The organism is Nocardia suismassiliense, assembly GCF_900269665.1.
Taxonomy (GTDB): Bacteria; Actinomycetota; Actinomycetes; order Mycobacteriales; family Mycobacteriaceae; genus Nocardia; species Nocardia suismassiliense.
Map to the genome: position 1 here is coordinate 9019468 of NZ_LT985361.1, position 18256 is coordinate 9037723.

An 18256-nucleotide genomic window follows, 5' to 3' on the forward strand; every position below is an offset into this window, starting at 1 on the left:
AGCGGCAGCGAGTTTCGCTTGCCGCTACGGACCGTGGTGCACCGGGCTACTACGCGGCCGGGTAGGTGGCTTCGAGCCACTCGGCATAAGTGGGACCGGCGAGGACAGCGTGCGGGCTGGGGAGCAGTGTGCCGTCTTCGAAGGCTTCGCGGTCCGGGTTCTGCGGGTCGCTGGACTCGATGATGTGGGCAGGGCCGCCGCGGCGGGCGGCGAAGAGGGTCGCGGCGCCTGCCATGGTTTCGGGTTGCGGGCCCGCGATTTCGGGGAACGGAGTCGCGGTGGCGGTCGGGTTGACGGCGAGGTCGACGAGCGCTTCGGCGACGGTGCGTGCGGCCACCAGCTGGGTGCGCATAGCGGCGATATGGGCTGTGTCGCCCTGGGTGCCCCACTGGGTCATCACCTCGACCAGTTCGTGGAACTGGGCGGCGCGCAGAATATGCACGGGCAGCGGGCCTTCCAGCAGCTTCTGCTCGTGGACCAGCTTGGCGGCGTTGTAACCCGCGGTGGCGTTGTCGATGCCGATGATCGACACGGCGACCAGATGCTCGACACCAGCCTGCTGACCGGCCTCATGCAAATTGCGGGCGGCCTTGGTGAAGAATTCGGTGGCGATGTCCTTGTCGGCGGAGGGGGTGCTGGCGGCGTCGATGACGACCTGCACACCGTCGAGCGCCTCGACCAGACCCGCGCCGGTCTCGAGGTCGACGCCGTTCTGCCGCGAGAACGCGACGACCTCGTGCCCCTGCTCGGTCAGCACATCCACCACATGCTTGCCCAGCCGTCCGGTCGCCCCGGCCACCGCGATCTTCTTGGTCGTCGTCATGCTTCCCGCTCCTCTGTGTCACTGCGTTGTTCCGCGTTCACAGAGAGGACGACACAGCGTCAGCGAGTGTGACATCCCGCAAAAGGCCAGGTAGCAGCCGTTCAGCTGAGCATTGCCAGCAGGCGCTCGTGCACGACGTCCCGGACGACGGGAGCGAGATCGGGTTTTTCGGCGAGTAGTTCGAGCATGCGCAGGATTTGCAGGGCTTCGATGCGCAGGGGCAGTTCGGGATCCGTGGAGTCGAAGCCGGCGCTCTCGAGAAAGTCCGGCCAGGCGGCGGGGAGGGGGCCGGCGAGGCTGACCGACCAGGACCACCAGGCGGGGTCGAAGAGGGGGTCGGCCAGGCGGATGGACTCGAAATCGAGGAGGCCGGTGATGGTTTCGCCGTCGGTGAGGATGTTGACGGGGGTGAAGTCGCCGTGCGCGAGCACGGTGGGGCGGTCGGCGAAGAGCGTGGGCAGGGATTTCAGGGTCCGGTCGAGATTGGTGCGGTGCGCCGGGCCGAGTTGCAGGGGTGCGGCCCAGCCGGTCGCACTTTCGACGAGGCGAGTGGGACTGGCCCAGAGGTCGTCGAGTTGCAGGCCCGCGGTGGGCAGGCGGCGGAAAGCGGCGAGCAGGGTGCCCATCTCACGGGCGAGGGTGGCGAATCGCGGGCTGTCGAGATCGAGTTCGCCGCTGGCCGGGACCGGGACGCCGGGCAGGGCGTCGAAGACGATCCAGGCCGGGTCGGCGTCGAGATCGAAGCGGCGGATGCGCGGAATGGTGATGCCGCGTTTGGCGGCGGGCTCCAGCAGGGTGTGCATCACCCGCAGGCGGCGTTCGGCGTCGTCGGGATTGCGGTAGCGCTGCAGCACCATCCGGTCGCCGTCGGCGAGGGTGAGCAGGTCGGTGCGGTTCTGGAAACCCCATTCGGCGGGCGCGCTACCGGCAATCGGCTGGCCGAGGGTCTGCTCGAGCCCGCCGTACTCCGCACTGTCCATACGGCAGACCCTAAGGCACGCACGGACTGTTGCGCGCCGATCGGCTCAGCACATTCAGCGCGGCGCGTTCAACGCCGCGTGCAGCGTCGCCGCCCACTGCTGGACGATCTGCTTGCGACGCGCGGAGTCGTCGGTGAGCACATCGGCCAGGCCGAGACCGCGGGCCAGGTCGAGGGTGGCCTGGACCAGGTGGTGGGTGACCGGATCGGCGTCGTCGACACCGAGCGCCTCCACCGCGCGCCGGTGCGAGACCCGGCCGAATTTGGCCTCCAACGGGACAATTCGCTCACGCAGCGCCGGATCGGCGGCCGCGTGTGTCCAGACCTGCAGCGCCGCTTTGAACAGTGGGCTGGTGTAGGACTCGACCAGGCCGGCCACCACGGCCTCGGTCCGGCCGACCCCGCCGGCCAGGGCGGCGACCGCGACCGCCTCCTCCCTGGCCTGCTGGGTCCGGCTGTCGAACATGTACTCCAGCGCGGCGGTGATCAGGTCCTCCCTGGTCGGGAAGTGATGCTGCGCCGCGCCCCTGGACACCCCGGCCCGCTCGGCGACGACCGCGACCGTCGCTGCCGCCCAGCCGGTTTCGGCCAGGCAGTCGATGGTCGCCTCCAACAGGCGCTGCCGGGTGGCTCGGCTGCGGTCCTGCTTGGGTTCGTGGGGTGTCGCCATGGGGCTATTCTGCCCAGCTCGGCGGACGGCGCTGCAGGAAGGCCGCCATGCCCTCGTGCACCTCGGCGGTGCCGAAGAAGCTCGCCGAGCGCTTGGCCAGCTCCTCGGCCGAGGCGTCGAACTCGGCCAGCACGGCCGCGTTCACCAGTCGCTTGCTCTCGGCCAGCCCCTGCGGCGAGCCCTTGCGCAGCTCCGCACGCAGCCGCGCCACCTCGGCCACCGGGTCGGCGGCGCTGGTGGTGATCAGCCCGATCTGTTCGGCGATGTCGGCACCGAACTTCTCGCCGGTCAGGAAGTACCTGCTGGCCGCACGCGAGGTGAGCCGCGGCAGCAGGGTCAGCGAGATCATGAACGGGGCCAACCCGATTCGCACCTCGGTGAGGGCGAAACTGCTGGTCGGGCCTGCTACCGCAAGATCGCAGGCCGCGACGATGCCCATGCCGCCCGCGCGCACATTGCCGTCGATCTGCGCGATCACCGGCTTCGGGGTGGCGAGCAGGCGGCGCAGGACACCGATCATGGTGCGGGTGCGGTCGTCGGCCGCCACCGCGGGGTCGGCATTGCTCGCCTCGGTGAGGTCGGCGCCCGCGCAGAAGGTGTTGCCGGTGTGCGCGAGCACGATGCCACGGACCGCGTCGTCGGCGGCCGCGTCGTCGAGCCCCCGCAGGAGTTCGGCAACGAGCTTGGACGACAACGCGTTCCGGTTGTGCGGCGAATCGAGCGTGAGCGTCGCGAAGCCGTCCGCGACGTCATAGCGGACGAACGGCCCGGTCACGGTCTCGGTCATGGGGAAGGCCTCTCAGTAGGACTTCGGCAGGCCCAGCGAGTACTGGGCGACGAAGTTCAGCACCATTTCACGGCTGACCGGGGCGATCCGGCCGATCCGCGCGGCCGCCAGCATGGCGGCCAAGCCGTACTCCTTGGTGAGACCGGCGCCACCGTGGGTCTGGATCGCCTGGTCGAGTGCCTTGATACTCGCCTCGGCCGCAGCGTATTTCGCCATATTGGCGGCCTCGGCGGCACCCATCTCGTCACCGTTGTCGTAGAGCGTCGCCGCCTTGCGCATCATCAGCTTCGCCAGCTCCAGCTCGATCTTCACCTGGGCCAGCGGATGCGAAATGCCTTGGTGCGCACCGATCGGCGTCTTCCACACGGTGCGTTCCTTGGCGTACTCCACGGCACGGTCGATGGCGTAGCGGCCCAGGCCGATGGCCATCGCGGCGCCCATCACCCGCTCCGGGTTCAGGCCGGCGAACAGCTGCATCAGCGCGGCGTCCTCCTTGCCGACCAGCGCGCTGCCGGGCAGGCGGACATCGTCGAGGAACAGCGTGAACTGGTGATCCGGCTCGATGATGTCCATTTCCTGGGGCGTCTTGTGGAAGCCCTCGGCGTCGGTCGGCACGATGAACAAGGCGGGCTTGAGCTTGCCGGTCTTGTGATCCTCGGTGCGCGACACGATGAGCACGGCCTCGGCCTGGTCCACGCCGGAGATGAAGATCTTGCGGCCGTTGAGGATCCAGTCGTCACCGTCGCGGCGCGCGGTGGTGGTGATCTGGTGCGAGTTGGAGCCCGCGTCCGGCTCGGTGATGCCGAACACCATCTTGGCCGAGCCGTCGCCGAGCTTGGGCAGCCACTGCCGCTTCTGCTCGTCGGTGCCGTACTTGGTGATGATGGTGCCGCAGATGGCCGGGGAGACGACCATGAGCAGCAGCCCCGCGCCCTGGGCGGCGAGTTCCTCCATGACCAGCGCCAGCTCGTACAGGCCCGCCCCACCGCCGCCGTACTCCTCGGGCAGGTTCACGCCGAGGAAGCCGAGTTTGCCTGCCTCGTCCCACAGTTCGGTCAGCGGCTCGTTGGCGCGCGCCTTCGGCAGCACGTAGTCGCGGTAGTTGTACTTCGCGGCGAGCGCGGCGACCGCGGCCCGCAGCGCCGTCTGCTCTTCGGTTTCGATGAAACTCATTTTGTCTCCTGGGATTCCGTGCCCTCGGCAGGGTCGACGACGGCGAGTACGGCACCGACTTCGACCTGCTGGCCGACGGTGACATTGACGGCGCTGAGCACACCGGCGGCGGGCGCGGCGATGGTGTGCTCCATCTTCATCGCCTCCAACCACAGAATGGGCTGGCCCTGTTCGACGCGGCTGCCGACCTCGGCGCCGAGCCGGATCACGCTGCCCGGCATGGGCGCCAGCAGCGAGCCGGTGGCCACCTGGTCGGCGGGGTCGCTGAAGCGCGGCAGTCTGCGCACGCTGACCGGCCCGAGCGGGGAGTCGACACACACCTGATCGCCGTAGCGGGCGACAGCGAAATGCCTTCGCACCGAGCCTTTTTCGCCGGGAACGGCGAGCACGACGCGATCCGGCGTGGCTTCGACGAGCTCTAGTCCGTCGAAACCGTCCACCGCGACGACACCGCGGGTGTAGCGGTAGCCGATGTCGTGTGTCCCGCTGGTGCGGCTCTCGAACAGCTTGTGCGTCGACTGGGACGGCAGGTTCCGCCAGCCACTGGGCAGCCCGCCGCCGACCCGGGCGGTGCGGCGATTGGCCGCGGCGTCGGCCAGCGCGGCGGCCACGATGGACAGCGCCTCGTCGGACTCCGACACCAAAGGTGCCGACAGGGTGTCGAGTCCGTGCGTGCCGAAGAACGCGGTGTCGGTGTCGCCCGCCAGGAAAGCGGGGTGCCGCAGCACCCGCACCAGCAGGTCGCGGTTGGTCACCAGACCGTGAATCTTCGCCCGATGCAAGGCGTTGGCCAGCAATCGCGCTGCCTCGCTGCGGGTTTCGGCGTAGGAGATGACCTTGGCCAGCATCGGGTCGTAGTGCACGCCGACCACCGACCCGTCCACCACGCCGCTGTCCAGGCGCACACCCGGGCGGTCCAGCAGGCCGAATTCCGTTGCCACCGAAGGTATGTCGATGTGATGCACGGTGCCGCTCTGCGGCTGCCAGTCATGCGCCGGGTCCTCGGCGTAGAGCCGGACCTCGATCGAATGCCCGTACATCGCCGGGGGTTCGGCGGCGAGCGTGGCCGCGGAAGCCACCTCTAGTTGCAGGCGAACCAGATCCAGGCCGGTGGTGCATTCGGTGACCGGATGTTCCACCTGGAGGCGGGTATTCATCTCCAGGAAGAAGAAGTCGCCGCGCTCGTCGGCCAGGAATTCCACGGTGCCCGCACCGGTGTAGCCGATGGCGCCCGCGGCCAGCCGAGCCGCTTCGAACAACCGCTCGCGCATTCCGTCGACCCGCTCGACGAGCGGCGAGGGCGCCTCCTCGATCACCTTCTGGTGCCTGCGCTGGATGGAGCACTCGCGCTCGCCGACCGCCCAGATGGTGCCGTGCGTATCGGCCATCACCTGCACCTCGATGTGGCGGCCGGTCTCCAGGTACCGCTCGCAGAACACCGTGGGATCGCCGAAGGCGGACGCCGCCTCGCGCCGCGCCGCCTCGATCTGCGCCTCGAGGTCGCCGAGGCTGCGCACCACGCGCATGCCGCGACCACCACCACCGGCCGACGCCTTGATCAGGACCGGCAGGTGCGCCTCGGTGACCTCGGCCGGGTCGAGCTCGGCCAGCACGGGCACACCGGCGGCGTCCATCATCTTCTTCGAGGCGACCTTGGAGCCCATCTGCTCGATGGCCTCGACCGGCGGCCCGATCCACACCAGCCCGGCGGCGAGCACCGCCTTGGCGAAATCGGCGTTCTCGGAAAGGAATCCGTAACCGGGGTGGATCGCGTCCGCACCGGCGGCCAGCGCCGCCTCGATGATCAGTTCGCCGCGCAAGTAGGTCTCCGCAGGCGTATTGCCCGGAAGCAGCACTGCCGCATCGGCTTCGGTGACATGGGGCGCCGCGGCGTCCGCGTCGGAGTAGACCGCTACGGTGCCCAGACCCATCCGCCGGCAGGTGGCGAACACCCTGCGGGCGATCTCGCCACGGTTGGCGACCAAGACAGTGTCGATCAGCCGGCCGCCTGCGCCCATGGAATCGCTGCGCGATGTAGTCATGGTCCCCCTCACATTCGGAAGACGCCGAAGCCATCGGCGCCCTTGATCGGGGCATTGTGAATGGCCGACAAGGACATTCCCAATACCGTTCGGGTATCGCGCGGATCGATGACGCCGTCGTCGAACAGGCGCCCGGACATGAACATGGCCAGCGACTCGGCCTCGATCTGCGCCTCGATCATCGCGCGCATCCCAGCATCGGCCTCCTCGTTGAACGGCATACCCTTGGCCTCGGCGGCCGCCCGGCCGACGATCGAGATGACACCGGCCAACTGCGCACCACCCATGACGGCGGATTTCGCACTGGGCCAGGCGTAGACGAAGCGCGGGTCGAAGGCGCGCCCGCACATGCCGTAATGCCCGGCACCGTAGGAGGCACCCATCAGCACCGAAATATGCGGCACCTTCGAGTTGGAGACCGCGTTGATCATCATCGCGCCGTGCTTGATGATGCCGCGCTGCTCGTACTCCTTGCCGACCATGTAGCCGGTGGTGTTGTGCAGGAACAGCAAGGGAGTGTCGGTCTTGTTGGCTAACTGGATGAACTGGGTCGCCTTCTGCGACTCCTCGGAGAAGAGCACGCCGCGCGCGTTCGCCAGGATGCCGATCGGATACCCGTGCAGCTCAGCCCATCCGGTGACCAGGCTGCCGCCGTACAGCGGCTTGAACTCGTCGAAGTCGGAGCCGTCGACGATGCGCGCGATCACCTCACGCGGGTCGAACGGGATCTTCAGATCGGTGGGCACGATGCCGAGCAGGTCCTCGGGGTCGTAGAGCGGCTCGATCACCTCGGCGCGCGGCGCGGGGCCCTGCTTGCGCCAGTTGAGCCGCCGGACGATGGAGCGGCCGATGCGGATCGCGTCCTGCTCGTCGACCGCGTAGTAGTCGGCCAGGCCGGAAACACGGGCGTGCATGTCGGCGCCGCCGAGCGATTCGTCGTCGGACTCCTCGCCGGTGGCCATCTTGACCAGCGGCGGGCCGCCGAGGAACACCTTGGAGCGTTCCTTGATCATCACCACGTGGTCGGACATGCCGGGGATGTAAGCACCGCCCGCGGTCGAGTTGCCGAAGACCAGAGCGATGGTCGGGATACCCGCGGCCGAGGCCTGGGTGAGGTCGCGGAACATCCGGCCGCCGGGGACGAAGACTTCTTTCTGCGTCGGCAGATCCGCGCCGCCGGACTCGACCAGGGAGATCACCGGCAACCGGTTCTCCCGGACGATGTCGTTGATGCGCAGCGTCTTTCGCAGCGTCCACGGGTTCGAGGTGCCGCCGCGCACGGTCGGGTCGGGCGCGACGATCATGCATTCGACGCCTTCGACGATGCCGATGCCCGCGATAGTGCTTGCGCCGACGTGGAATTCGCTGCCCCAGCCTGCCAGCGGGCACAGCTCCAGGAATGGCGAGTCCTCGTCGATGAGCAGTTCGACGCGCTCGCGCGCGGTCAGCTTGCCGCGCTTGCGGTGCCTGGCCAGCTTGTCCGGGCCGCCACCGGCGATCGCCTTGGCGAACTCACCCTCGACCTCAGTGAGCTTGGCCGCCATGGCTTCCGCCGCCGCGGCGTACTCCGGCGATGCGGTGTCCAGCGTGCTGCGCGGTGTCGTCATGACTGGTACCCCAATCGTTTGGCGGCGAGGCCGGTGAGGATCTCGGTGGTGCCACCGCCGATGCCGAGGATGCGCATGTCGCGGTACTGGCGTTCCACCTCGGATTCGCGCATATAGCCCAGCCCGCCGAACAGCTGGACGGCCTGGTTGGCCACCCACTCGCCCGCTTCGACGGCGGTGTTCTTGGCGAAGCACACCTCGGCGATCAGGTCGGTCTCGCCGTTCGCGCTGCGCTGCGCCACGTCTCGGGTGTACACGCGGGCCACGTCGATGCGGCGGGCCATCTCGGTGACCGTGTTCTGCACGGCCTGCCTGCTGATCAGCGGGCGGCCGAAGGTTTCCCGGCTGCGCACCCACTCCAGAGTCAGGTCGAGGCAGCGCTGCGCACTCGAATACGCCTGCACCGCAAGGCCGACCCGCTCGCTGACGAACGCGCCCGCGATCTGGAAGAAGCCGGAGTTCTCCGGGCCGACCAGATTTTCCGCGGGCACCCGCACGTCCACGTAGGACAGTTCGGCGGTGTCGGAAGCGCGCCAGCCCATCTTGTCCAGCTTGCGGCTGACCGTGAAGCCCGGCGTTCCCTTCTCCACCACGAGCAGCGAAATCCCGCCGGAGCCAGGGCCACCCGTGCGTACCGCGGTGACCACGTAGTCGGCGCGGCAGGCCGAGGTGATGAAGGTCTTGGCGCCGTTGACGATGTAGTGGTCACCGTCGCGGCGCGCGGTGGTGGTGAGATGCCCGACGTCGGAGCCGCCGCCGGGCTCGGTGATGGCGAGCGAGCCGATCTTCTCCCCCGCCAGCGTCGGGCGCACCCAGCGCTCGATCTGCGCGGCATTACCCGAGGCGATCATGTGCGGCACCGCGATGCCACAGGTGAACAGCGAGGCGAACAAACCACCGGAGGCGCCGGCCTGGTGCATTTCCTCGCAGACGATCATCGCGTCGATGCCGTCACCGCCGGAACCGCCGACGGACTCGGGGAATTGGATGCCCAGCAGGCCGAGCGCACCGGCCTTCTTGTGGAGTTCGCGCGGGATCTCCCCCTCGCGCTCCCACTGGTCCATGTAGGGCAGGACTTCACGCTCGGCGAAACCCCTTACGGTCGCGCGTAATTCGCGCCGCTCAGGCGTATTCCACGGACTGACACTCATGACAACAGCTCCAATGGGATGTCGAGATGACGGGACCGCAACCATTCGCCGAGTCCCTTGGCCTGGGGGTCGAATCGAGCCTGATAGGCGACGCCCTGACCGAGTAGGCCTTCGATGATGAAGTTCACCGCCCGCAGGTTGGGCAGCATATGCCTGGTGACCGTCAGCGGGGCGGTTTCGGGCAGTAGCTCTTTGACCCGGTCGACGGTGAGCGTGTGCGCCAGCCAGCGCCACTGCTCGTCGGTGCGTACCCAGACACCGATGTTGGCGTTACCGCCCTTGTCGCCGCTGCGGGCCAGGGCAATCGTGCCCAGCGGAGCACGGCGGGTTTCGCTGCTGGGCAACGGCTCCGGCAGTTCGGGCTCGGCAACGTCGGCCAATGTCAGTGTGTCGGAGGCGGGCGCGATGTCGACGCGCGAGCCGTCCGGCAGCACCGCGATGTGCGGCACCTCGGTGGCGGCGACGAATCCCGGCGTATACACGCCGTAGGGAGAACCGTTGCCCGGCAACGTGGTAAAGCTGCAGCCCGGGTAGCTGGCCAGCGCCAGTTCGACGGCCACGCTGGAGAACGCGCGCCCGACCTTGTTCGGGTCCGGATCGCGCACCACGCAGCGCAGCAGCGCGCTGGCCTGCTCCTCGGTCTCGGCGTCCGGGCGGTCCAGCCGCGCCAGCGTCCAGTCGAGTTCGGCGGGCCGGGTCGGCAACCAGGACTCCAATTGCCGTTGCGCCAGTGCGGCTTTCGCCTCGATGTCGAGGCCGGTGAGGATGAACTCCATCTCGTTGCGGAAGCCGCCGAGCGTGTTCAGCGACACCTTCAGCTGCTCCGGCGGGGCCTCACCGACGACGCCCCTGATCAACACCCGGTCGCGGCCGTCGTCAGCGAGGCGGATGGAGTCCAGTCGCGCGGTCACGTCCGGCCCGGCGTACCTCGGTCCCTGGATCTCGTACATCAGCTGCGCTTCGACGGTGTCGACGGTGACCGCGCCGCCGGTGCCGTCGTGCTTGGTGATGACGCTGCTGCCGTCCCTGCGGATTTCGGCGATCGGGAAGCCCGGCCTGCCCAGATCTTCGAGCTCGGTGAAGAACGCGTAGTTGCCGCCGGTGGCCTGGGTGCTGCATTCGATGACGTGCCCGGCTACCACCGCGCCCGCGAGTGCGTCGTAATCGGTTCGGCCCCAACCGAAGTGGGCCGCCGCCGGGCCGACGATCACCGAGGCGTCGGTGACCCGGCCGGTGACCACGATGTCGGCGCCCGCGTTCAGGCATTCGACGATGCCCCAGGCGCCGAGGTAGGCGTTGGCGGTGAGCGGTGCGCCGAGGTCGAGTTCGCTTGCGCGCGCGAGCAGGTCGTCGCCTTCGACGTGCGCGATCTTCGCGTCCAGGCCGAGGTCGGCGGCCACCTTGCGGAGGCGCTGCGCCAGGCCGGCCGGGTTGAGGCCGCCCGCGTTCGCGACGATCTGCACGTTGCGTTCCAGCGCGAGCCCGAGGCAGTCCTCGATCTGCTTCACGAAGGTCTTGGCGTAGCCGAGGCTCGGATCCTTCATCCGGTCGCGGCCGAGGATCAGCATGGTGAGCTCGGCGAGATAGTCGCCGGTGAGCACGTCGAGCTGCCCACCCTCGAGCATCTCGCGCATGGCGCTCAGGCGGTCACCATAGAAACCGGAACAGTTGCCGATCCGGAGCACATCCGGGTCGGCGGCCAGCACACTCATCAGTGGGAATGCCTCCTGTAACGGCGGACAGGGCACAACCGCGTGCCGCACCCATGAAGTCCGCGTTCCGGAGACCAGCATCACACCCGCGCCAGAAAAAAGCAAGCGCGCGTGCTTGTTAATGATCAGTGGTTCAGATCACGTTCGACTGGCCGCCGATCGAACACCCTTATCCAACCCGCACGCGCGGGTTTGCGAGCGCCGTTCGCGTGAGACCAAGGGGCCGCGAAAAGGCAGCGTCGCGGGCGCTGCAAATAGACACAGTGTCCTCCGACGTCACTGTGTTGATCCTGTTCGCGCTTGCCGGGTTTCTGCTCGGCGGGGTCTACTCCACCTGGAAAACGGCGCGCAAGCTGGCGATCGCGCTGGCGGTGCTCGCCGTGCTGGCGATCGCGGGCGGCATCGCCTGGTGGATCGGCAACTGACTCAGTTCTCGGACAGCTTGAAGATGCGCAGGTCCTCGGGAACCCCGCTCAGCGGCGCGGCAAAGAAGCTGCGGCGGTACGGCTTCACCGTGTGACCCAGTTCGGCCAGGGTCTCCGGCAGCAGCGACTGCAGCGTCGCCTCGGACAGCATGGTGTTGCCGTTGCCGCCCGCCTCCATCACCCTGGCCGCGATGGTGACGTCCACGCCGAGCCAGTCGCCGCCGATCTCACGCGGTGAGCCGGTGTGCAGTCCGATCCGCATCTGCGGGCGGTAGTCGCGCACCTTGACGTCGGCCAGGTTGCGCTTGGCATTGATCGCGGCGCGCACGGCCCGTTCGGCCGAGGGGAACACCGCCATCACGCCGTCGCCCATCCGCTTGACCACCTGACCGCCGCGCTCGGCGATCGGCGGCTCGATGGCCTTGGCGACCCGGCGCAGCAGCTCCAGCGTGGCCTCGTCGCCCGCGGAGAGCGACCAGCTGGAGAAGGCCACCAGATCAGTGAACATGACAGTTACTTCTGCGTTACCTTTGCCGCGGCCGACGCGTTCCAGCATCGCCTGCCAGACCTGCAATGCGCCGAAACCGATTTCCCGAGCCGCACTCGGAGTGTCACCCACCAGTTTGTCCGCGGCACGCGCGACGGCGCGCGCGCCACCGGGGCCGGTCACCGACAGCGGATCGCCGAACGAGGGATCACCTGGCAGCTGCTCACGCGCTTTGCGGAGCACACCGATGAAGTCCGACCGATTGTTCGCCACGTTCATCAACGCCGAGAGCTGACCTTTATGCAGCCCAGCACGGGAACGACGGATCGGACCGTCCTCGTCCGCGGGCACCAGCGGGATGACGACCTCGGGCGGACGGCCGTTCTCGTCCTCCGGCTCCGACCCGGGCGCAGCACCGCCGGGAGGTGTTTCGCTCACGCCCAGAGGGTATCTCAGCCGACCTGTCGTCGGCGGATCGCTGATCATGGCCACCTGCTACCTCCCGACGGACTGAGCGGGCACAACATTGGGGCCGCCGATGGATAACGAGCTGGTTGCTGACTCGAACTCTACTCGCGGTTTCAGCATGGTTGAAGCGACGTGTTTCACAGTTTTTGCGATGTTCACATGGGCCATTGACCAGTAATAATGCGGCCTCGGACATCCGTCCTCGCAAGCGCTCCCGGCGGCACTTCCGTGAAACGCCATCGGCCCGGTGCGAAGGAATCGCACCGGGCCGATGTCACACCGTCCGCCGGGCAGTGGCGGGGCGGTGACGGGGCGCGCGGACCTCCCGACAAGGTCGGCGCCCCAGACCCGAGTGGCGAGGGAAGGCAACTCGGGTGGTTTGTGCCGTCAGGCGTCGCGCTGGTTGATCATGACCAGCGCTGCACCGTAGACGATCGCGGTGAAGCCGATGAAGTAGAGCAGGCTGCCCCACGGACCCCAGTGCCAGTTGGCGCCGGACTCGGAGACGCTGAGGAAGTGGCTCGCGTTCTGGAAGGGCAGGAAGGGTGTGACATTGCGGCCGAAGCTGCCGAAGGCGCCGAGCAGCGGCTCGATCAGCAACGACCACAGCACGATCAGCGAGATCGCCGCCGCGGACTGCCGGACCAGCACGCCGACGCCGATGGCGACCGCGATCATCAGGAAGGCGTAGATCGGGATGCCGTAGACGGCCCGCCACTGCCCGTCCAAGGTCAGGTTCGCCGCGGGCGCGGACCCGCCGATGGCCTTGGCCACGCCGATGGCGACGAAGGCCAGGATGGTGGTGAGCACGGCGCTGAAGGCACCGACGAGGACCGTCTTGGTCACCAGCACCTTGATGCGATTGGGCACCGCCTGGAACGTCGTGCGGATGACGCCGAACCGGTACTCGCTGGTCACGGTCAACGCCGCCATGATCATCAGCACCATCACGCCGAAGCCGACGACACCCGCCGTCGCGGTGCTCACGTCGAGCACCGGGGTCCCGTCCGCGGGGTTGTCGCCTGCGGACTTGGTGACCAGCGCGAACAACGCGGCGAGCCCGATGGCGAGCACTACGACGATGCCGGAGCACCACCAGGGCGACCTGGTCGAGGTGAGCTTGATTCGTTCTGCTGCCAGCACGCCCATCAGAGCGCACCTCCCATCGCCTGATCGAAGCCTTCGCCGTGGTACTGCACCGCGCCGCCGGTCATCCGCATGAACGCCTCTTCCAGCGAAGCGCGTTGCGGCGCAAGCTCGAACAGCGTGATGTCGTTCGCGCCGGCCAGCTTGCCGACCGCGTCACTGGGCACACCCGCCACGACGAGCGCCGGCCCGTCCTGACCGCTGCCGTCTTCGCGGACCGTCATGCCGTTCGAGGTGAGCACGCTGCGCAACTGGTCGAGCTGCGGGCTGCGCACGCGCACCGACTGCTCGGAGGCGCGCCCGATGAATTCCTGGGTGGTGGTGTCGGAGATGAGCTGGCCGCGGCCGATCACCACGAGGTGTTCGGCGGTCTGCGCCATTTCCGAGAGCAGGTGGCTGGAGACCAGGACGGTGCGTCCCTCGGCGGCCAGCCGCTGCATGAAGCGGCGGATCCAGAGGATGCCTTCGGGGTCGAGGCCGTTGACCGGCTCGTCGAACAGCAGCACCTGCGGGGCGCCGAGCAGCGCACCGGCCAGGCCGAGTCGCTGGGACATGCCCAGGGAGAAGCCGCCTGCGGTCTTGCCCGCCACCTCGGACAGGCCGACCAGCCGCAGCACCTCCTCCACCCGGGACTTGGCGATGTCGTTGGACGCGGCCATCCACTCCAGGTGGGCGCGCGCCGAACGATTCGGATGCACCCACTTGGCGTCGAGCAGCGCGCCGACGGTGCGGAGCGGATGGTCCAGTTCGCGGTATGGCTTGCCCAAGATGTGTGCGGTACCTGCGGTCGGCTTGTCCAGCCCCAGGATCATCCGCATCGTCGTCGACTTACCGGCTCCGTTCGGGCCCAGGAACCCCGTCACCTGTCCGGGTCGAACGGTGAAGGAAAGATCCTGAACCGCGACGGTCTGCCCGTAGTGCTTGGTCAGCCCTCTCAGCTCGATCATGATGACCAGCATTCCGGAAAATGCCGCGACGCGCGTCACTACAAAGTGTCGAGTTCGATCATCCTCGAGGACTACACCACCCTGACTATCGGCCTACAGCACCCTGACCTACCGCCTGAGCAGGCCCGATCCGGTAGACGACCTGGTCAGAGCGAGGGGGACGACGCCTGCGCCCAGAACCGTTTGGGAATGCGACCCGCCTGGCGCGCCAGATAACCCGCACGCACCGCGGCCGCCATCGCCTCGGCCATCAACTCCGGTTGACGGGCCCTGGTGACCGCGGTGGCCAGCAGCACGGCCGAGCAGCCGAGCTCCATGGCCAGGGCGGCGTCGCTGGCGGTGCCGATGCCCGCGTCCAGGATGACCGGGACCTTCGCCTCCGCGACGATCATCTCGATGTTGTGCGGGTTGCCGATGCCGAGACCGGTGCCGATCGGCGAGCCCAGCGGCATCACCGCGACGCAGCCCGCGTCCTCGAGCCTGCGCGCGAGGATCGGGTCGTCGGTGGTGTAGGGCAGCACCACGAAACCGTCGTCGACGAGTTGCTCTGCGGCGGTGACCAACTCGATCGGGTCGGGCAGCAGGGTGCGCTCGTCGGCGACCACCTCCAGCTTGACCCAGTTGGTGTCGAGCGCCTCGCGCGCCAGTTGCGCGGTGAGCACCGCCTCGGCCGCGGTGCGACAGCCCGCGGTGTTGGGCAGCGGCGCGATGTTCAAGCGCTTCAACAGATCCAGCACGCCGGTGCCGCCCGCGGCGTCCACCCGGCGCATGGCCACGGTGGTGAGCTCGGTGCCGGAGGCGATGAGCGCCTCCTCGAGCACGGCGAGGTTGTCCGCGCCGCCGGTGCCCATGATGAGGCGGGAACCGAACTCGCGGTCCGCGATGCGCAGTGGGGCGTAAGCACTCTCGACGTCAGCCACCCTGGACCGCCGTCAGTACCTCGATCTGCCAGCCGCGACCGACCGGCTCGTCCCAGCGGGACTTGGGGAACACCGCGCCGTCCACCGCGAGCGCGATGCCCTGCGACGGCAACTCCAGGCGGGTGAGCAACTCACGGACGGTGAGGGTTTCGGCGAACTCGTGATCTGTGCCGTTCACGGTGACGCCGATGGGTACGGATGTCGAAGTCATCGAACTCCTCCTGCGGATGACAAAGGGGACGGCTGGTGAGCCGCCGGAAAACGTTGCGGGTCGGCGGGTTCCGCCGCGGGCAACGGGGTATCGGTGAGCTGGGCGAGCACCGCGTCCACGGTGAGCGGCATGGTCAGCATGCCGTTGCGGCCGTGGCCGGTGGCCGCGATCACCCGGTCGCTCAATCGGCCGAGCAAGGGCAGGTTGTCCGGGGTGCCCGGGCGCGAACCCGCGCTCGCCTCGGCCAGCTCGTATTCGCCGATGCCCGGGAAGATGGCCTCGGCGTCGGCGATCAGGTCACGCACACCGGCGACGGTCACCGCGGTGTCGAAACCTGCCTCGTATTGTGTTGCGCCGACCACGATTCCATCAGGGCGAGGGACGAGGTACACCGACCGGCCGTGCACCCTCGCTCGGACGACGCGATGCGGTGCGGGGGCGACGCCGGGACGGTGACGCAGGCGCAGGATCTCGCCCTTGATCGGACGGACCGGCAGTCCGGGCCACAGCCGCGCGGAGCTGGCGCCCGCGGCGAGCACGACCTGATCGTAGGTGAGTTCGTCGAGTGCCGTGACGGATTCGGCGCGGACCTGCACGCCGGCGGCCGCCGCGGCCTCGCGGAGCGCCGCGAGCAGGCGACGGTTGTCGACGGCGGGCTCGGCGGACGCGTGCAGCCCGGCCCGCACCGTGCGTGCGAGATTCGGTTCCAGCGCGCGCACACCCGCGCGGTCCAGCACCTGGAGCTCGTGCCCGCGGCCACCGACCCACTCGGCGACCGTGCGCAGGTCCGCCGCGTCGGCCGCGTCCAGCGCGACGGTCAGTGTCGCGTCGGCCACCAGCACCGCGACGCCGGTGGCGGTCTCGACCCGGGCCGCGAACTCCGGCCAGCGAGCCAGCGAGGCGGCGCCGAACGCGAGCACCCGGTCCTCCCCCGGCCAGCCCTCGGACAGCGGGGCGAGCATGCCGCCCGCCACCCACGAGGCGCCGGATCCGACGGCGGGATCGAACAGGGTGACCGACCAGCCCGCCTCAGCGGCCCGCCAGGCCACACCGAGCCCACGAGACCGTACTAGATCTCGTATGCCGTCTTCTGCTTGAAAAAAAAAAACCCCCCCCCCCCCCCACCCCCCCCCCCACCCCCCCCCTCTTATTTCCCTCTTCCAAACCAAGAGCCCGTACTAGATCTCGTTCGTCGTACTCTGCTTGAAAACAACACACATTCACATACCGCATGTCTATTTCTTCATCTCTTTCTACAACCATTCNCCCCGGGAGCGCTTGGCAACCGCTCGCCTCTATCTCTGTACCGACGCCAGACGGGACAAGGGCGATCTGGCCAAGTTCGCCGAAGCGGCCTTCGCGGGCGGGGTCGACATCATCCAGCTCAGGGACAAGGGTTCGCCCGGCGAGGCGAAGTTCGGCCCGCTGGAGGCGCGCGCCGAACTCGGTGCCCTCGCCGAGCTGAAGGCCGCCGCGCGCAGGCACGGCGCGCTGGTCGCGGTGAACGACCGCGCCGATATCGCGCTCGCCGCGGGCGCCGACGTGCTGCACCTCGGCCAGGGCGACCTGCCGCCCTGGTACGCGCGCCGCATCCTCGGCCAGGACGTGGTGATCGGGCGCTCCACGCACAACCGAGCGCAGGCCGGGCTGGCCGCGATCGACGAACACATCGACTACTTCTGCACCGGGCCGGTCTACGCGACCCCGACCAAGCCGGGCAGGCAGGCCGCGGGCATCGAGCTGGTGCGCTCCACCTCCGACGCGCACCCGACCAGGCCGTGGTTCGCGATCGGCGGGATCGACGCGAACAACCTGCCCGACGTGCTCGCGGCGGGCGCGGACCGCATCGTCGTGGTGCGCGCGATCACCGAGGCGCGGGACCCGGAAGCCGCTGCCCGGCAACTCAAGACGGCGCTGCTCGCCAACGCCTCCTGATTCGTGTTCGGGCCGGGCGGGTATTGGTTCAGGAGAGGACTTGACCGAGGGTGAGCGAGAGCACGGCCTCGGTAACGGGGGTGCCGTTCGGTACCGGGTCGACGGGTGGTGGTGCGGTGTCCACCGGATCGACGATCCTCGCGTAGCCGCCGGGACCGTGGGGGTCGCAATGCAGCCAGAAGAAACCTCGATCGGCCAGCTCGACCGTGCGCGGCAGCGCGGCGGCGACGGCTTCGTCTTGCGCGAGTTCGTCCAGGCAGACCCGGGCGGGCGCGGCGCGCAAGGCCGGCCAGGAGACGGCGAAGCCGGGATGCAGCAGCCGGGCGTCGACCTCGGCCTCGGGAATCCAGGCCAGTTCGGAGCTTTCCTTGTTCCGGCTGGTCGGCAGCGTGGTGACGGCGTCGGCGATCACCGTGGTGTAGGTCCAGCCGCTCGGCGCGGACGCGGTCACCCGCTCGCCGCGCACCCGGACGTCGGCGGGGTCGATGCCCGCCTCCTCCCACGCCTCGCGCACCGCGGCGTGCACCGGGGTCTCGTGGCTGTCCCTGGCGCCACCGGGCAGCGCCCAGGTGCCGCCCTGATGACTCCACGCCGCCCGGTGCTGCATCAGCACCGCCGATCCGCCGCCGGCGAGCGGGGCGCGCAGCAGCAGTCCGGCAGCTCCGAAACGACCCCAACGCCGCATGCCAATGGGGTCGCGCGACCACCCGTCACCGTCACCACGCATCTGGTACCCATCCTCGTTCCGCCGTCGCGGCACCGGCGTCCTACAG

At 68.8% G+C, this 18256-nt stretch carries 18 protein-coding genes; 2 read left to right on the forward strand and 16 right to left on the reverse strand.

The features are described 5' to 3' along the window. Positions 1-49: 49 nt before the first annotated feature. The 9 genes from DBO33_RS40540 to DBO33_RS40580 form a co-directional block, all read right to left on the reverse strand. Positions 50-823, reverse strand: a complete 774-nt coding sequence (locus DBO33_RS40540) for an SDR family oxidoreductase (protein WP_107659742.1) — start codon at positions 821-823, stop codon at positions 50-52. A 101-nt stretch (positions 824-924) separates the two neighbouring features. Continuing rightward, positions 925-1803, reverse strand: coding sequence for a phosphotransferase family protein (locus DBO33_RS40545; RefSeq protein ID WP_107659743.1), 879 nt, complete (start codon positions 1801-1803; stop codon positions 925-927). 54 nt (positions 1804-1857) lie between these two features. Then, positions 1858-2472, reverse strand: a complete 615-nt coding sequence (locus tag DBO33_RS40550) for a TetR/AcrR family transcriptional regulator (protein ID WP_107659744.1) — start codon at positions 2470-2472, stop codon at positions 1858-1860. A 4-nt stretch (positions 2473-2476) separates the two neighbouring features. Further along, positions 2477-3259 carry an enoyl-CoA hydratase family protein gene (locus DBO33_RS40555; RefSeq protein WP_107659745.1) on the reverse strand — a complete coding sequence of 261 codons (783 nt, stop codon included), beginning with the start codon at positions 3257-3259 and terminating at the stop codon, positions 2477-2479. A gap of 12 nt (positions 3260-3271) precedes the next feature. Further along, entirely contained in the window at positions 3272-4432 is a 1161-nt protein-coding gene (locus tag DBO33_RS40560) for an acyl-CoA dehydrogenase family protein (protein ID WP_107659746.1), read from the reverse strand. Further along, complete coding sequence (locus DBO33_RS40565) at positions 4429-6474, reverse strand: acetyl/propionyl/methylcrotonyl-CoA carboxylase subunit alpha (RefSeq protein WP_234391300.1); 2046 nt, start codon at positions 6472-6474, stop codon at positions 4429-4431. The genes DBO33_RS40560 and DBO33_RS40565 overlap by 4 nt, the downstream gene beginning before the upstream one ends. A gap of 8 nt (positions 6475-6482) precedes the next feature. Next, the gene (locus DBO33_RS40570; RefSeq protein ID WP_107659748.1) at positions 6483-8081 is read right to left on the reverse strand and encodes an acyl-CoA carboxylase subunit beta; all 1599 of its coding nucleotides are present in this window, start codon (positions 8079-8081) and stop codon (positions 6483-6485) included. Then, the gene (locus DBO33_RS40575; protein ID WP_107659749.1) at positions 8078-9232 is read right to left on the reverse strand and encodes an acyl-CoA dehydrogenase family protein; all 1155 of its coding nucleotides are present in this window, start codon (positions 9230-9232) and stop codon (positions 8078-8080) included. Before DBO33_RS40575 ends, DBO33_RS40570 begins: the two co-directional genes overlap by 4 nt. Continuing rightward, positions 9229-10944, reverse strand: a complete 1716-nt coding sequence (locus DBO33_RS40580) for an acyclic terpene utilization AtuA family protein (RefSeq protein ID WP_107659750.1) — start codon at positions 10942-10944, stop codon at positions 9229-9231. Before DBO33_RS40580 ends, DBO33_RS40575 begins: the two co-directional genes overlap by 4 nt. A gap of 263 nt (positions 10945-11207) precedes the next feature. Here DBO33_RS40580 and DBO33_RS43750 point away from each other — a divergent pair, with 263 nt between their 5' ends. Next, complete coding sequence (locus tag DBO33_RS43750; protein ID WP_199857082.1) at positions 11208-11369, forward strand: hypothetical protein; 162 nt, start codon at positions 11208-11210, stop codon at positions 11367-11369. Position 11370: 1 nt separating this feature from the next. On the opposite strand, the gene DBO33_RS40585 is transcribed toward DBO33_RS43750, so the two are convergent. The 6 genes from DBO33_RS40585 to thiO all read right to left on the reverse strand — a co-directional run bounded on the left by DBO33_RS40585 (position 11371) and on the right by thiO (position 16597). Then, positions 11371-12135, reverse strand: a complete 765-nt coding sequence (locus tag DBO33_RS40585) for an adenylate/guanylate cyclase domain-containing protein (protein WP_107661021.1) — start codon at positions 12133-12135, stop codon at positions 11371-11373. 576 nt (positions 12136-12711) lie between these two features. Beyond that, positions 12712-13473, reverse strand: a complete 762-nt coding sequence (locus tag DBO33_RS40590; protein WP_107659751.1) for an ABC transporter permease — start codon at positions 13471-13473, stop codon at positions 12712-12714. Next, positions 13473-14417 carry an ABC transporter ATP-binding protein gene (locus DBO33_RS40595; protein WP_107661022.1) on the reverse strand — a complete coding sequence of 315 codons (945 nt, stop codon included), beginning with the start codon at positions 14415-14417 and terminating at the stop codon, positions 13473-13475. The genes DBO33_RS40590 and DBO33_RS40595 overlap by 1 nt, the downstream gene beginning before the upstream one ends. Positions 14418-14563: 146 nt before the next feature. After that, positions 14564-15337 carry a thiazole synthase gene (thiG, locus tag DBO33_RS40600; RefSeq protein WP_107659752.1) on the reverse strand — a complete coding sequence of 258 codons (774 nt, stop codon included), beginning with the start codon at positions 15335-15337 and terminating at the stop codon, positions 14564-14566. Beyond that, positions 15330-15548, reverse strand: coding sequence for a sulfur carrier protein ThiS (gene thiS / locus DBO33_RS40605; protein WP_107659753.1), 219 nt, complete (start codon positions 15546-15548; stop codon positions 15330-15332). Before thiS ends, thiG begins: the two co-directional genes overlap by 8 nt. Continuing rightward, positions 15545-16597, reverse strand: a complete 1053-nt coding sequence (gene thiO / locus DBO33_RS40610) for a glycine oxidase ThiO (RefSeq protein ID WP_234391301.1) — start codon at positions 16595-16597, stop codon at positions 15545-15547. The genes thiS and thiO overlap by 4 nt, the downstream gene beginning before the upstream one ends. Before the next feature lie 196 nt (positions 16598-16793). Between thiO and thiE the strand changes: the two genes are divergently transcribed. After that, a complete protein-coding gene (thiE, locus tag DBO33_RS40615; RefSeq protein WP_107661024.1) occupies positions 16794-17483 on the forward strand; it encodes a thiamine phosphate synthase in 690 nt (229 codons plus the stop codon). Positions 17484-17511: 28 nt separating this feature from the next. Here the strand turns inward: thiE and DBO33_RS40620 are convergent, their stop codons facing one another. Next, the gene (locus tag DBO33_RS40620; RefSeq protein ID WP_107659754.1) at positions 17512-18210 is read right to left on the reverse strand and encodes an NUDIX hydrolase; all 699 of its coding nucleotides are present in this window, start codon (positions 18208-18210) and stop codon (positions 17512-17514) included. Between the last annotated feature and the right edge of the window lie 46 nt (positions 18211-18256).